Source organism: Ancylobacter sp. G4_0304 (assembly GCF_047501495.1).
Lineage (GTDB): Bacteria > Pseudomonadota > Alphaproteobacteria > Rhizobiales > Xanthobacteraceae > Ancylobacter.
In genome coordinates this window covers 19,696-34,025 of the sequence record NZ_JAZDRM010000019.1, presented here as the reverse complement: position 1 = coordinate 34,025, position 14,330 = coordinate 19,696, and the positions used below count along the sequence as shown (strand labels likewise).

At 69.9% G+C, this 14,330-nt stretch carries 15 protein-coding genes; 5 read left to right on the top strand and 10 right to left on the bottom strand.

The annotated features are described in order from the left end of the window. Positions 1 to 49 precede the first annotated feature (49 nt). On the top strand, positions 50 to 478 hold the full coding sequence (locus tag VRZ77_RS12395) for a nucleoside deaminase (protein WP_414593012.1): 429 nt from the start codon (positions 50 to 52) through the stop codon (positions 476 to 478). Here the strand turns inward: VRZ77_RS12395 and VRZ77_RS12390 are convergent. The 8 genes from VRZ77_RS12390 to VRZ77_RS12355 all read right to left on the bottom strand — a co-directional run bounded on the left by VRZ77_RS12390 (position 475) and on the right by VRZ77_RS12355 (position 8,428). Beyond that, on the bottom strand, positions 475 to 1,449 hold the full coding sequence (locus tag VRZ77_RS12390; RefSeq protein ID WP_414592964.1) for a patatin-like phospholipase family protein: 975 nt from the start codon (positions 1,447 to 1,449) through the stop codon (positions 475 to 477). The genes VRZ77_RS12395 and VRZ77_RS12390 overlap by 4 nt on opposite strands. A 41-nt stretch (positions 1,450 to 1,490) precedes the next feature. After that, a complete protein-coding gene (gene purD, locus VRZ77_RS12385; protein WP_414592963.1) occupies positions 1,491 to 2,759 on the bottom strand; it encodes a phosphoribosylamine--glycine ligase in 1,269 nt (422 codons plus the stop codon). Positions 2,760 to 2,833: 74 nt separating this feature from the next. Next, positions 2,834 to 4,849, bottom strand: a complete 2,016-nt coding sequence (locus tag VRZ77_RS12380; protein WP_414592962.1) for a MacB family efflux pump subunit — start codon at positions 4,847 to 4,849, stop codon at positions 2,834 to 2,836. A gap of 12 nt (positions 4,850 to 4,861) precedes the next feature. Then, positions 4,862 to 6,079: an efflux RND transporter periplasmic adaptor subunit gene (locus VRZ77_RS12375; RefSeq protein ID WP_414592961.1), complete on the bottom strand. Its 1,218-nt coding sequence runs from the start codon at positions 6,077 to 6,079 to the stop codon at positions 4,862 to 4,864. A 148-nt stretch (positions 6,080 to 6,227) separates the two neighbouring features. Further along, a complete protein-coding gene (locus VRZ77_RS12370) occupies positions 6,228 to 6,422 on the bottom strand; it encodes a hypothetical protein (RefSeq protein ID WP_414592960.1) in 195 nt (64 codons plus the stop codon). A gap of 29 nt (positions 6,423 to 6,451) precedes the next feature. Beyond that, positions 6,452 to 7,348, bottom strand: a complete 897-nt coding sequence (locus tag VRZ77_RS12365) for a S49 family peptidase (protein WP_414593011.1) — start codon at positions 7,346 to 7,348, stop codon at positions 6,452 to 6,454. 60 nt (positions 7,349 to 7,408) lie between these two features. Continuing rightward, positions 7,409 to 8,185, bottom strand: coding sequence for a tRNA1(Val) (adenine(37)-N6)-methyltransferase (locus VRZ77_RS12360; protein ID WP_414592959.1), 777 nt, complete (start codon positions 8,183 to 8,185; stop codon positions 7,409 to 7,411). Between the two features lie 18 nt (positions 8,186 to 8,203). Continuing rightward, positions 8,204 to 8,428, bottom strand: a complete 225-nt coding sequence (locus VRZ77_RS12355) for a DUF2007 domain-containing protein (RefSeq protein WP_241619625.1) — start codon at positions 8,426 to 8,428, stop codon at positions 8,204 to 8,206. A gap of 194 nt (positions 8,429 to 8,622) precedes the next feature. On the opposite strand from VRZ77_RS12355, the gene VRZ77_RS12350 reads away from it, so the two are divergent. Further along, positions 8,623 to 9,645 (top strand): polyprenyl synthetase family protein, encoded by a 1,023-nt coding sequence (locus VRZ77_RS12350; protein WP_414592958.1) that lies wholly within the window; start codon positions 8,623 to 8,625, stop codon positions 9,643 to 9,645. A 9-nt stretch (positions 9,646 to 9,654) separates the two neighbouring features. On the opposite strand, the gene VRZ77_RS12345 is transcribed toward VRZ77_RS12350, so the two are convergent. Together VRZ77_RS12345 and VRZ77_RS12340 are read right to left on the bottom strand one after the other, a co-directional pair. Next, positions 9,655 to 9,978 (bottom strand): YnfA family protein, encoded by a 324-nt coding sequence (locus VRZ77_RS12345; protein ID WP_414592957.1) that lies wholly within the window; start codon positions 9,976 to 9,978, stop codon positions 9,655 to 9,657. A 13-nt stretch (positions 9,979 to 9,991) separates the two neighbouring features. Further along, entirely contained in the window at positions 9,992 to 10,873 is an 882-nt protein-coding gene (locus VRZ77_RS12340; protein WP_414592956.1) for a 4-(cytidine 5'-diphospho)-2-C-methyl-D-erythritol kinase, read from the bottom strand. Between the two features lie 217 nt (positions 10,874 to 11,090). Between VRZ77_RS12340 and rimP the strand changes: the two genes are divergently transcribed. The 3 genes from rimP to VRZ77_RS12325 are packed head-to-tail and all read left to right on the top strand — an operon-like array spanning position 11,091 to position 14,308. Beyond that, positions 11,091 to 11,903, top strand: coding sequence for a ribosome maturation factor RimP (gene rimP, locus VRZ77_RS12335; protein WP_414592955.1), 813 nt, complete (start codon positions 11,091 to 11,093; stop codon positions 11,901 to 11,903). Positions 11,904 to 11,905: 2 nt separating this feature from the next. Further along, positions 11,906 to 13,516, top strand: a complete 1,611-nt coding sequence (gene nusA, locus VRZ77_RS12330; protein ID WP_414592954.1) for a transcription termination factor NusA — start codon at positions 11,906 to 11,908, stop codon at positions 13,514 to 13,516. 60 nt (positions 13,517 to 13,576) lie between these two features. Continuing rightward, positions 13,577 to 14,308: an RNA-binding protein gene (locus VRZ77_RS12325; RefSeq protein WP_414592953.1), complete on the top strand. Its 732-nt coding sequence runs from the start codon at positions 13,577 to 13,579 to the stop codon at positions 14,306 to 14,308. Positions 14,309 to 14,330 lie beyond the last annotated feature (22 nt).

Here is a 14,330-nt window from a genome sequence, read left to right as displayed (position 1 = left end):
CTTGACGCAACAAACACCAGCGAGCGTTGCCGGCGAGCGGCCGGATTTCATGGGCCGGGCGCTTGAGGAGGCGGAAAAGGCCGCCGCGCGGGGCGAGGTTCCGGTCGGCGCGGTGCTGGTGCGGGGCGGCGCGATCCTCGCCGCCGACGGCAACCGCACCCGCGAGCAGGCCGATCCCACCGCCCATGCCGAGATGCTGGTGATCCGCGCGGCCGCCGCCGCCCTCGGCACCGACCGGCTTTCCGATTGCGATCTCTACGTCACGCTGGAGCCCTGCACCATGTGCGCGGGCGCCATCGCCTGGGCGCGGCTGCGCCGGGTCTATTACGGCGCGGCCGATCCCAAGGGCGGAGCGGTGGAGAGCGGCGTGCGTTTTTTCGCGCAGGCCACCTGCCATCACCGGCCGGACATTTATGGCGGCTTTCGCGAGAGCGAGGCGGCGGAGCTGCTGAAGGCGTTTTTCGCAGGCCGGCGCTAACCCAGCACCGCCTCCAGCCGGCGCTTCACCTCGTCCTTCACCGGCTCGGCGGCTTTCAGGACGGCGGTGGCGCGGAAGAATTCCAGCACGCGGAAGGCGTCGACATTGGGCCGGATCAGCACGTCCGGCGCCCCGGCCTTCAGCTTTTCCGCCACGATGGACGACGCCATGATCTGCAGCGTCGCGAACATGGCGTCGAACGGGCCGGGAAGGCCGCGCGTCTCGCCATTGTGCCCGCCGGTGATGTCGACCGCGATCACGATGTCGGCCTTGTTGCGCAACAGGTCGAAGGGCAGCGGGTTGACCGCCCCGCCATCGACCAGCGTGTGCCCGCCCAGCGTCACCGGGCGGATCAGGCCGGGAATGGCGAGCGAGGCACCGACCGCCGGGCGGATCGCGCCATGGTGCAGGATGCGCTCGCAGCGGCCCCAGTAATCGGTCGCCACCACCTGGAGCGGGATGCCAAGTTCCTCGAAAGTCTGAGGCACCATCTCCGGCAGGAAGGCGTCGACGAAGCGCTCGGCGTCGATCAGCACCGGATTGCCGAGGCCGCCGAACAGGTCCTTGATCCGGCCGACCCGCGCGGTGAGCAGGCGCCCCATCGTCTCGCGGCGGTTGCGCAGCAGGGCGAGCGCGAGATGGCGGATGTCGCGGCCCGGCATGCCGGCGCAGTAGACCGCGCCGACCAGCGCGCCGATCGAGGTGCCGGAGATCGCCACCGGGCGGATGCCGAGTTCGTCCAGCGCTTCCAGCACGAGGATATGCGAGAGCCCGCGCGCGCCGCCCGAGCCGAGGGCGACACCGATGCTCGGTCCGCCGGGAGGGCGCGGCGTGGGCTCGGGCGCGGCCGGATGCCGGTCGTCGCCGTGATCGCCCGCGGCATGTGCCGGGCCGTGGTCGCCGCCGTGCCGCGCGCGCGGCTTCATCGCCTGATCGTCCATGCCGACATCCCTGCCACGCTCATGCGGCATTTGTGCGCGCGCCTTATGGTCGAATACCGGCGGAAGCCGCGTCAGCCCAGCGCGCGCCACGCAATGTCGCTGCGGCAGAAGCCTTCCGGCCAGTCGATGCGCGCCACCGCGTCATAGGCGCGTTCGCGGGCCTCGGCAACATTGGAGCCGATGGCGGTGACATTGAGAACACGTCCGCCATTGGCGACGATCGCGCCGTCGCGCCGCGCGGTGCCGGCATGGAACACATGCACGCCCGGGATCGACCCGGCGGCGTCCAGCCCGGAAATCACCGAGCCCTTGCCGTAGCTGCCGGGGTAGCCCTTCGCGGCCATGACCACGGTGATCGCCGCCTCGGGCTTGAGCGCGATGTCGTGGTCCTCCAGCCGGCCGGTGGCGGTGGCGTGAAGCAGCGGCAGCAGGTCCCCTTCGAGCCGGAGCAACAGCACCTGGCACTCGGGATCGCCGAAGCGGACATTGTATTCGATCAGCTGCGGGCCCTTGGCGGTGATCATCAGCCCGGCGAACAGGATGCCGCGATAGGCGCTGTCGGCGTCGGCGAGCGCGCGGGCGGTCGGCTTGACGATCTCGTGGAGCGTGCGGCGCTCCATCTCAGGCGTGAACACCGGAGCGGGGGAATAGGCGCCCATGCCGCCGGTATTGGGGCCCTGGTCGCCGTCGAAGGCGCGCTTGTGGTCCTGTGCCGAGCCGAAGGGCAGCACGGTCTCGCCGTCGACCAGGCAGAAGAAGCTGACCTCCTCGCCCTCAAGGAATTCCTCGATCAGGATTTCGGTGCCGAACGCGCCGCCATCCATGGCGAACACCTCGTCGATGCCGCTGAGCGCCTCTTCGAGGGTCATGGCGACGATCACGCCCTTGCCGGCCATCAGCCCGTCGGCCTTGAGCACGATCGGCGCGCCGTGGCGGCGCACGAAGGCGCGGGCGGCTTCGGCGTCGGAGAAGCGGCCGAAGGCGGCGGTGGGGATGCCGTGCGACTTGCACAGCTCCTTGGTGAACAGCTTGGAGCCTTCGAGCTGGGCGGCGACGCGGCGCGGGCCGAACACGGCGATGCCTTCGGAGATCAGCCGGTCGGCGATGCCGTCCACCAGCGGCGCCTCCGGGCCGACCACCACGAGGTCGATGTTCTCCGCCCCGCACAGCGTGACGAGGGCGTCATGGTCGGTGAGCGGAATGGTGTCGATGCAGCGGGCGAATTCCGCGATGCCGGGATTTCCCGGCACGGCGATGAAGGTCTCCATCAGCGGGCTCTGCGCCAGCTTCCAGGCGAGCGCATGCTCGCGGCCGCCCGAGCCCAGCAGAAGAACGTTCATTGATAAGCCTCCGCGCGCGTCATCATGCGCCCCCGGCCTAACCGTTCGCGCGGCGCGGGACAAGGGGGCGGGCGCTACTCGTAGGCGAGCGCCGTCACCGGGTCCATGCCGGCGGCCTTGCGGGCGGGCAGGTAGCCGAAGACGAGGCCGGTGAGGAAGGCGCAGCCAAAGGCGAGCAGCGGCGGCATCAGCGAGAGCAGGATGTTCGCGCCCATAGCCTCCAGCCCCAGCGCGGCACCGATGCCGAGCGCGACGCCCACCGCGCCGCCGACGCCGCACACCACCAGCGCCTCGGTGTTGAACTGCAGCATGATGTTGCTCATGCGCGCGCCGGTGGCCATGCGGATGCCGATTTCGCGGGTGCGCTCGGTCACGCTCACCAGCATGATGTTCATCACGCCGATGCCGGCGACCAGCAGCGAGATGGCGGCGACGCAGCCCAGCACCAGCGTCAGCGTGTCCTGCGTCGCCATCGCGGTCTCCAGGAATTGCGAGGTGTTGCGCACCTGGAAATCCTCGGTCTGGTGCCGCTCGGTGATGATGCGGGTGATCGCGGCCTCAGCAGTGGGAATGTCGTCGGCATTCTCCACCTTCACGGTGATCGAGCCGAGGAAGCGCCGGCCGAACACCCGCATGAAGCTGGTGGACAGCGGAACCAGCACCGTGTCGTCCTGGTCCTGCCCGAAGGCATTGGCGCCGCGCGGGGAGAGGATCCCGATCACCTCATAGGGCACGTTCTTGATCAGCACATATTGGCCGATCGGGTCGGAATCGCCGAACAGGTTGTTCACCACGGTCTGCCCCAGCACCACGACCGGGGCATAGGCCCGCACGTCCTCGCCGGTGAACATCACCCCGCGGGCGATCGGCCAGTCGCGGGCGCCGAGATAGTCGGCATTGGTGCCGACGACCTGGGTGTAATAATCCTGCGAGCCGAAGCGCAGCGTGGCGCGGCCAGAGCGCTCCGGCGCCACCGCGCTCAGCCCCGGCACGGCGCCCAGCGCGTCGGAATCCTCCGGCAGCAGCGTGGCATTGTCGCCGGAGGAGCGGATGCCCGCCGCGCCGGGGCGCACGATCAGCAGGTTGGTGCCCATCTGCGAGATGCGCTCTAGCACGCTCGCCTTTCCGCCGTCGCCGACCGCCAGCATGGTGATGACCGAAGCGACGCCGATGACGATGCCGAGCAGTGTCAGCGCGGTGCGGAAGATGTTGGCGTGCATCGAGGCGAAGGCCATGCGCACGGCCTCCGCGAGGTCCGGCACGAAGCGGGCGAAGCGGCCGCGCCGCGCATGGCCATGGGCCGGCAGCGGCGCCCGCTCCGGGTCCGCTTCCCGGCGTTCATCCGAGACGATGCGCCCGTCCTGGAAGCGCACGATGCGCCGGGCGTGGGCGGCGACATCGGCATCATGGGTGATGAGGATGACGGTGTGGCCTTCCGCGTTCAGCTCGGTGAGCAGCGCCAGCACATCCTCGCCGGAGCGCGAATCCAGCGCGCCCGTGGGCTCGTCGGCGAGGATCACGGGCGCACGGTTCATCAGGGCGCGGGCGATGGAGACGCGCTGCTGCTGGCCGCCGGAAAGCTGGCTCGGCCGGTGCTCGGTGCGCTCGCCAAGGCCGAGCCGGGCGAGCAGGCGATGGGCGCGCTCCGTGCGCTCCTCCTGCGGCGTGCCGGCATAGATCGCCGGTATCGCGACATTCTCGGCGGCGGTGAGGCTGGGCAGCAGGTTGTAGCGCTGGAACACGAAGCCAAAGGTGGAGCAGCGCAGTTCCGCCAGCGCGTCCGCGTCCAGCTCCTCGACATCGACGCCGGCGACGCGATAGCTGCCGGACGAGGCGCGGTCGAGGCAGCCGACAATGTTCATCAGCGTCGACTTGCCGGAGCCGGACTGACCCATGATGGCGATGAACTCGCCAGGATGGATGGCGAGCGAGACGCGGTCGAGCGCGCGCACCACGGTCTCGCCGTTCGGATAGATGCGGCTGACGTCGACCAGCTCGATGATCGGCTGGCCGGTCTCGCCGCGCGGGGCGTCTGCCGGCGCCGGATCGATTCTCGCGCTGTCGGCGGTGCGGCCGGCAATGACGTTCATCGGCGCGTTCCCCTAGAGCCGCGGCGGCATGGCCGGGCGCTGTTGCCCGGCGGGACGCGGGGCCGCGCCCGCGCCGGTCACCACCACATCGCCGGGGGCGAGGCCCTCGACCACCTGCGTCACCGTCCGGTTCGACAGGCCGGTCTTCACCGTGCGCTCCTCCGGCCCCTTGGGCGTCATCACGCGCACGCTGTGGCTGCCGTCGCGGCGCGTGCGCAGGGCCGGCGTCGGCACCAGCGGCACGTCCTTCGCCTCGCCGAGCCGGAAGAACACCTGCGCCGTCATGTCGGTCATCAGGGTGAGGTCGTCGTTCGGCACGTCGATGAGCACGTTGTAGAGCACCACGTCGTTGACGATGGTCGGCGTCGGCTCGATCTGGCGCACCGTGCCGTTCCAGCGCCGGTCCGGCAGGCCGAGCGTCGAGAAATAGGCCGGCGTGCCGACCTTGATGCGGGGAATGTCGCCCTCCGCCACCTGCGCCGTGACGGTCATGGTCTGCAGGTCGGCGATGCGCAGCACGATCGGGGCGGACTGGTTGGCATTCAGCGTGCCGCCCTCGCGCGCGGTGATCGAGACCACCGTGCCGTCGATCGGGGCGTAGATCTTGGTGTAGCCGAGATTGGCGAGGTCGCCGTCCAGCGTCGCCTGGGTCTGGGCGATCTGCGCTTTCAGCGCGTCGATCTTGGCCTCGCTGATGCGGGCGGTGGCGATGGCGGCGTCGGCCGCGTCCTTGCTGCCGCTCTGCTTGGCCAGCAGCTCCTGCGCGCGCTCCTCGCGCAGCCTGTCCAGCACGAGCTGGGCCTGCGCCTGGGCGAGCTGGGCGCGCAGATTGTCGAGGCTGGCGCGGTCGCCGGCGACGCGGGTCTGGTAGACGGTGGGATCGATCTCGGCGAGCAGCTCGCCCTTCTTCACCAGCGCGCCGACATCGGGAATGATGGTGCGGAGCTGGCCGGACACCTGGGTGCCGACATCGACATAGGTCTTGGGCTGCATCTTGGCGATGGCGGTGACGCTGGTCTCGATGTCGCCGAGCGTGACCGGGGCGGTCTGCAGCGCGGGCTGGGCCGTGGTGGCCGCTTCCTGTCGGGCGTAGTAGTAATAGCCGCCCGCGCCGCCCGCGAGGACTAGCGCGCCGACCAGAAGCGGCCAGCCGCGACGCTTGCGGCGCCGCACCACATGCGCCTCGCCGCTGGCCTGACTTTCCCGGCTCGTTTCGGACCTCTGCAACATCGCGTTCCCGCCTATCCCGTTCCACCACAAGGGATAAGGCGCAAGCTGCGGCGTACAAAGTGAATTCGCGGTAATGATAGGCAATGCCTATGGAAAAGAGGAGTTGTCACGCCTCTAGTCTATAGGTCTTCCAAGGAACGCCCTGCGCTCAATGGTCGAGCGGGCGGTATTCGCCGGTCGCCGGGTCGCGGCGTAACGTGCGGTGCGGGTCCGGCGCGCGGGCGTCGAGGTCGCGGCGCGTGGCGTCGAGTTCCTCGTTCACGCGTCGCGATTCCTTGGCCAGCAGCTTGACCAGCGCAGCGGCGCCGATCGCGCCGATCGCCAGAACGAACACAGGCGGCATGGTCGCTCCCCGCTCTCGCTTCGGCCCGCTCAGAGCCCGAAGCGGCTCCATAGTGCGCGTTCTTCCGCCGTGCTCAGCACCTGCTCGGCGAAGCCGGCGCCGATCGCGGCGGCCTCGGGCGCGACAGCGCCGGAAACACCCGGCGTGCGCCGGCCGAACAGGCCCCCGCCGGACTGGATCAGCGGCGTCGAGACCTTCTCGCCATAGCGCGCCTTCAGGAAGGAGCGCAGATCGCCGATGGCGTCGATCAGCCCCAGCTCCAGCGCCTGCGGCGCCACCCAGAACTCGCCGGAAAATAGGGCGTCATCAGGGCTGGACAGCACATCGCCGCGCCGCTCCTTCACGAGGCCGATAAAGCCGTCATGCACGTCCTTCTGCAGCGCCTTGAGCCGCTCGACATCTTCGGGCTTTTCCGGCTGGAACGGATCGAGGATCACCTTGCTCACCCCGGCGGTATAGACCCGCCGGTCGATGCCGAGCTTGTCGATGGCGCGGTCGAAGCCGAAGCCGGCGCTGACCACCCCGATCGAGCCGATGATCGAAAACGTATCGGCGACCACCTCGTCCGCCGCGCAGGCCAGCATGTAGCCGCCCGAGGCCGCGACATCCTCGACGAAGGCGATGACCGGGATGTTCTTCTCCTGCGCCAGCAGCCGGATGCGGCGATAGATGAGGTGGGACTGTACCGGCGAGCCGCCCGGCGAATTGATCACCAGCGCCACCGCCTTTGCGCCCTTGACTGCGAAGGCGCGGTCCAGGGCCTTGGCGACGCCGGCGAAGGTGAGGCCGGGGCGCAGTGGCGAGTTCATGCCGATGGCGCCGTGCAGGCGCAGCACCGGCACGATCGCGGTGTCGCCGCGCAGCCGCGCGGGCAGAATGGGGCGGAGCCGGCGGCGGAGCGTGTCGAGGAAGCTGTTGTTTGCCATGGTGAAAGACATAGGGCCGCACCACGCTTCGCTCAAGCGAGCGCTTGTCCGAACGGCAACTTATTCCAGCGCCAGCCCCTCGCCGCCCCGCAACAGGCGTTCGGCCTCAGGTGAAGGCCGGCCATCCGCACCGGCGAGGACGAGGCCGGGCACAAGCCGGGGCGGGGTGCGCCGCCCCTTGATCGCCCCGACCAGCAGCCGGATCGCCGGCGCTCCCGGAGCCGGATGCACCGGCAGGATCGATACGGCACCGAAACGTCCTTTAAGCGCCGCCAGCAGCGCCTCCAGCGCCTCCGGGCGGTGAATGAGCCGCAGCCGCCCGCCCGCCTCCAGCAGCCGCTCGGCGGCCTTGATCCACGCGTCCATACCGGCATCGGGAATGGCGTGGGCGCGCGCCTTGTCCGCGAGCGGGGAGACCCGGTGGCGGGCGGGGTCGTTGAAGGGCGGGTTGGCCAGCACGACATCGGCCGCGCGGGCCGCCGGCAGCTCGGGGCCCGCCGGGCGGGCCAGCGTCGCGATATCGGCGGTGACCACCGCGATCCGCCCGCTCATGTCCGGTGTCTGCCGGGCGGCGTTGCGCGCGGCGAGCGTCGCCGTGGCGGGGTCGATCTCCACCAGCGTCACCCGCGCCGCCGGCAGGCGGATGGCGGCCGCCAGCCCCGCCGCACCGACCCCGGCGCCGAGGTCGACGGCATGGCGGGCATCGTCCGGCACGGTGGCGGCGAGCAATAGCGCGTCATGCCCCGCGCGGTGGCCGCGCGCGGGCTGCAGCAGCCGCAGCCTGCCGCCGAGCAGGGCGTCGTCCGTGGTCTCTTCCGGTGATGTCGGCAGGCTCACGGGCGCGGCTCCGCGGAATCACTCGACAGCGAGGGCATGGCCGAAGCCAGCTTCCGACAGCAGCGCCCGCGCCGCCCGATAGCGCTCCTCCTCCACCAGCAGCCGGCGTGGCAGCAGGCCGATCGAGCCTTCCAGCGCGCTCATGTGCTGGTCGAGCACCACATGGCCGATGCCGGCGCTGGTGAGCAGCGCCTCGATGGCGTTGAGCAGGATCAGATCGTTGGTCAGCACAAGGGGACGCATCGCGGCATTGGCGCAGGAACCGGGCAGGAGGGCAAGCCTTCCGTCGGGCGGTTGTCGATGGGGCATCCGTGGAGGAGCCGGTTCAACTTTCGCTTGCCTTCCGACTGGGCTATGAGAGGGCTGCGGTCCAGCCGCCGGGGGATGTCGTGGGGGCGATGTCCACGTCTGAAGTGTTTTAGTGAGGGAAGCCGCCCGTGGCCGTCGTCCTGCCGTTCGACCCCGCCGCCGAGATCGATGCCGAGCCGTCGCTGGAGGGCATTCTCACCCTCGTGCGCGCCGACATGGAGCGGGTGAACGCGCTCATACTGTCGCGCACGGGTTCGGACGTGACGATGATTCCCGAGGTCGCCCAGCACCTCATCTCGTCCGGCGGCAAGCGGCTGCGCCCGATCCTCACCCTCGCCACGGCGGACCTCACCGGCTATGCCGGCGACGGCGACATCAAGCTCGCCGCCTCGGTCGAGTTCATGCACACCGCGACGCTGCTGCATGACGATGTGGTCGACGACAGCGAGATGCGCCGCGGCAAGCTCGCCGCCCGCATGCTGTGGGGCAACGAGGCCAGCGTGCTGGTCGGCGACTTCCTGCTCGGACAGGCGTTCCGCATGATGATCGAGGTCGGCAACATGCGCGCCCTCGACATTCTCTCCACCGCCGCCGTGGTGATCGCGGAGGGCGAGGTGGCCCAGCTCGCCGCCGCCAAGAACACCGCGACCAGCGAGGACGAGTATCTCGCCGTGATTCGCGGCAAGACCGCCGAACTGTTCGCCGCCGCCTGCGAGGTCGGCCCGGTGATCGCCGGCCGGCCCAAGGTGGAACAGTCGGCCTGCCGCAGCTATGGCATGAATCTCGGCATCGCCTTCCAGCTGGTCGACGACGCGTTGGACTATGGCGGCTCGCGCGCCAAGCTCGGCAAGAATGTCGGCGACGATTTCCGCGAGGGCAAGATCACGCTGCCGATCGTGCTGGCGTTCCGGCGCGGCAATGACGAGGAACGCGGCTTCTGGAAGCGCTGCCTCGAAACCGGCGAGATCAACGAGGGCGACCTCGAACACGCGATGAAGCTTCTGGCGCGCCATGACGCGCTGGCCGACACGGTGGACCGCGCCCGGCACTACGGCGCCATGGCCAAGGACGCGCTCGGCCTGTTCGCCGACGGCCCGGCCAAGCGCGCGCTGCTCGACGTGGTGGATTTCTGCGTCGCCCGGGCGCGCTGAACTCCGGTCTTACCCCCGCGGCGCCAAGATGATGATCGCAGCTCCGGCGAGGCATACCGCCCCGCCCACGAGGTCCCAGCGACCCGGCCGGAACCCTTCCACCGCCCACAGCCAGGCCAGCGACGCCGCGACATAGACCCCGCCATAGGCCGCGAAGGCGCGTCCGGCGGCGGAGGATTCCACCAGCGTCAGCAGCCCGGCGAAGGCGATCAGGCTGACCACGCCCGGCCCGAGCCAGAGCGCGCTCGCGCCCTGCCGCACCACCGCCCAGAACGCAAAGCAGCCGGCGATCTCCGTGAGCGCGGCGAGGGCGAAGACGATGGGCGTGTGCATGCGCGTGGGTCTTTCAGCCGAGAATGGTGGACTTGACCCACCAGTCGGGATGAAGGCGGGCCACCATCTTGGCCGCGCGCGCCGCTGCCCGGCAATCGTCATACAGCGCGAACATGGTCGCACCCGAGCCGGACATGCGCACCAGACGCACCTCCGGCGTCGCCCTCAGCGCGGCCTCCACCGTGTCGAGTACGGGCACCAGCGCATGGGCCGGCGGCTCCAGGTCGTTGGGCGCATCCCGCAGGAAGGCCAGCGCCTTGTCCCGGTCGGCAAAGCCCTCCGGCAGAGCGGCCTCGTCGCGGCGGGTGCCGGGGGGGAGCGCCAGCGCCCGGAAGATCGCCGCCGTCGCGACCGCCACGCCGGGATTGACCAGCACCGCCCCGAAGCGCGGCAAAGCGAGCGGGGCGAGCGCCTCGCCGCGCCCGGTCATCCGGCAGGCGCGGGAATACAGGCAGGCCGGCACATCGGAGCCGGTGGCGAGCGCGGCTTCAAACAGGCGGGGATCGTCGCGCGCGATCCCGTTGAGCCGCGCCAGCAGCCGCAGGCCGGCCGCCGCGTCCGCCGAACCGCCGCCGATGCCGGAGGCGACGGGCAGACGCTTGTCGAGACGGAAGCGGCCGGCGGCCAGGCCGGGCACCCGCTCCGCCAGCTCCCGCGCGGCCTTCAGCACCAGATTGTCCGGCTCGGCCGTGAGCGCGCCGGCGCGCGGGCCGGTCATGTCGAGCCCGAGTGCCTCCCCCGGGAACAGCGCCAGCCGGTCGCCGGTGCCGGCGAAGGCGACGAGGCTCGCCAGATCGTGATAGCCGTCCGCCCGCCGGCCGAGAACGCGCAGCGACAGGTTGATCTTGGCGGGCGCCCGCTCGGTGAGCGCCGCGGTGTCGGCGGAAGCGATCATGACGCGCTTATGCGCGGGCCTGCACCGGGCGACAAGAGGGGCGCCCGTCTGCCTCACGCTCTGCCCCGCACCCTGCCCTTGCGCGCAGCTGGGCTTTGGGCGTATAAGCACGCCATCAAAGACATCTCACAGCGACTGAACGGTCGGTTGAGAGTGGGTTCCGCCGCCGGGACCCGCTCTTTTTGCATTGAGCCCGTTCAGCCGTCCGGCGAGGACAATGAGCGAACACCAGACCGACCTGAACGAGAGCGCCGCCGCGACTGACGCGCCCGCGCTGAACGAGCCCCGCCTCGTCACCGAGAGCGGGCCCGCCGCCCGTGTCGCCGCCATTGTGGGGCCGGTGCTCGAAGGGCTTGGCTTCCGCCTGGTGCGGGCGAAGATCTCCGGCGGCGAGCATCTCACGCTGCAGATCATGGCCGAGCGCCCGGACGGTTCGTTCGGCATCGACGAGTGCGAGGCGGCGAGCCGCGCCATCTCGCCGGTGCTTGATGTCGAGGACCCGATCTCCGGTGCTTATAACCTCGAAATGTCCTCCCCGGGCATCGACCGGCCGCTGGTGCGGCTCTCCGATTTCCAGCGCTGGGCCGGGCATGAGGTGAAGGTCGAGATGGCGGTGCCGCATGAGGGGCGCAAGCGCTTCCGCGGCAAGCTCATCGGCGTCGAGGGCGTCAATGCCGTCGTCCGCCTGCCGGATGCGCCCGCCGGCGCGCCCGATACCCATCATCTGCCGATCGCCGATATCGGCGATGCGCGTCTCGTGCTCACCGACGAGCTGATCCGCGAGGCCCTGCGCCGCGACAAGGCGCTGCGCGAAGGTGCGGGGATCGAGGAAGACGAGATCGAGGACGCCGATTTCGATGCGGCCGATTTCGGCGGCGAGCCGGAGAGCGAGGGCGAGAGCATCGCTGTACGGGTGATTCCGCCCAAGAAGATGCCGGTCCGCAAGGGCCCCATGCTGAAGCCCAAAGGCGCTGCGAAACCGACCAAGAAATCCAACGCCAAACGCAAATCCCACGCGAAGGAGACCTGACAATGGCTGTGGTCAGCGCAAACCGGCTCGAACTTCTCCAGATCGCCGATGCGGTCGCGCGTGAGAAGTCGATCGACCGGCAGATCGTCATCGCCGCCATGGAGGACGCCATCGCCAAGGCGGCGCGTTCGCGCTACGGCGCGGAGACCGACATCCATGCCGAGATCAACCCGCGCACCGGCGAACTGCGCCTGGCGCGCCATCTCCTTGTGGTCGAGCAGGTCGAGAATTCCGCCATCGAGATCGATCTTGTCGGCGCGCGCCGGCTGAACCCGGCCGCGCAGATCGGCGATTCGATCGCCGACACGCTGCCGCCCTTCGATTTCGGCCGCATCGCCGCGCAGTCTGCCAAGCAGGTCATCGTGCAGAAGGTGCGCGAGGCCGAGCGCGACCGGCAGTATGACGAGTACAAGGACCGCATCGGCGAGATCGTCAACGGCGCGGTCAAGCGCGTGGAATACGGCAATGTGGTCGTCGACCTCGGCCGTGGCGAAGCCTCGCTGCGCCGCGACGAACTGCTGCCGCGCGAAATCTTCAAGACCTCGGACCGCATCCGCGCCTATGTCTATGACGTGCGCCGCGAGCCGCGCGGCCCGCAGATCTTCCTGTCGCGCACCCATCCCCAGTTCATGGCCAAGCTGTTCGCGCAGGAAGTGCCGGAAATCTATGACGGCATCGTCGAGATCAAGGCGGTCGCGCGCGACCCCGGCTCGCGCGCCAAGATCGCCGTGACCTCGCGTGATTCCTCGGTTGATCCGGTCGGCGCCTGCGTCGGTATGCGCGGCTCGCGCGTGCAGGCGGTGGTGAACGAGCTGCAGGGCGAGAAGATCGACATCATCCCATGGTCGCCGGACGTCGCGACCTTTATCGTCAACGCGCTGGCCCCGGCGGAAGTCGTCAAGGTCGTGCTCGACGAGGATCGCGAGCGTATTGAAGTCGTGGTCCCGGATGCCCAACTAAGTCTGGCGATCGGCCGTCGCGGCCAGAATGTGCGCCTTGCCTCCCAGCTCACCGGCTGGGACATCGACATCATGACCGAGGCCGAGGAAAGCGAGCGCCGCCAGAAGGAATTCGCCGAGCGCACCAAGATGTTCGCCGAGGCGCTCGATCTCGACGAGATGATGGGCCAGCTCCTCGCCTCCGAGGGCTTCGCCACTGTGGAAGAACTGGCCTATGTGCCGATCGGCGAGCTCGCGGGCATCGAGGGCTTCGACGAGGACACCGCGCAGGAACTGCAGAATCGCGCTCTGGGCTATCTCGCCCAGATCGAGGCCGATTTCGAGGAACGGCGCATCGCGCTGGGCGTCGAGGACGGGCTGCGCGAGGTGCCGGGCGTGACCTCGGCCATGCTGGTGGCGTTCGGCGAGAACGACATCAAGACCGTCGAGGACCTCGCCGGCTGCGCCACGGACGACCTGACCGGCTGGACCGAGCGCAAGGACGGCGAGACCGTGCGCATCCCCGGCGCGCTGGAGGGCTTCAACCTCTCCCGCGAGGATGCCGAGGCGCTGATCATGCAGGCCCGCGTCAAGGCCGGCTGGATCGATGAGGCCGACCTCGCCGGCGCGGCCGACGAGGAAGCGGCGGAAGAAGACGCGACGACCGGCGCCTGAACGGCGCGGGTCTGATGAAGGGAGCGCGGGGTGAAGGATCGCGGGACGGGCGAGAGCGGCTTGGTCGATGACCTCGCTCCGGCGATGGCCGGGAGCGTGGCGCCGTCCGCCGTCGGTTCCGATGCCGCCGCCTTTGCGCCGACGACCGCCGACGGCGCCGCCGATCTGGCCGACGAAACCGACGACGGACCGGCAGCGGCCCGTCGCGAAACGTCCCGGCTCTGCCTCGCCACCCGCGAGGTGACGCCGGTGGCGCGGATGCTCCGCTTCGTGGTCGCGCCCGACGGCACGGTGGTGCCCGATCTCGGGGCGCGGCTTCCCGGAAGGGGAGCGTGGGTCACCGCCACGCGCGGGGCTCTCGCGCAGGCGATGAAGAAGAAGGCCTTCGGGCGCGCCTTCAAGGGCAAGGGACGGGCCGATCCGGCGCTGCCCGAGCTGGTCGAGGGCCTGCTGGAGAAGGACGCGCTCGGCGCTCTCGGCATCGCCAACAAGGCGGGGCGCGTGATCACCGGCACGACCCGTGTGAACGAGGCGCTCCAGAGTGGGGAGGTCGCGGTGCTGATTCATGCCAGCGACGCGGCCCGCGACGGGGCGGCCAAGCTCGATGCGCTGGCAATTCGCATCGGTGAGGCAACAAACAGGCAGATTGCCGTCACAGAATGCCTCTCCGGCGTGCAATTGGACTTGGCGCTGGGGCGGGCAAATGTGGTACATGCTGCGCTGCTCGCGCATCCGACGAGCGCGGGGTTTCTCTCGCGTGTAAGAAAGCTCGAGGCCTGGCGCGCCAGTTAGCGGCTGGCGCACAGATATGACG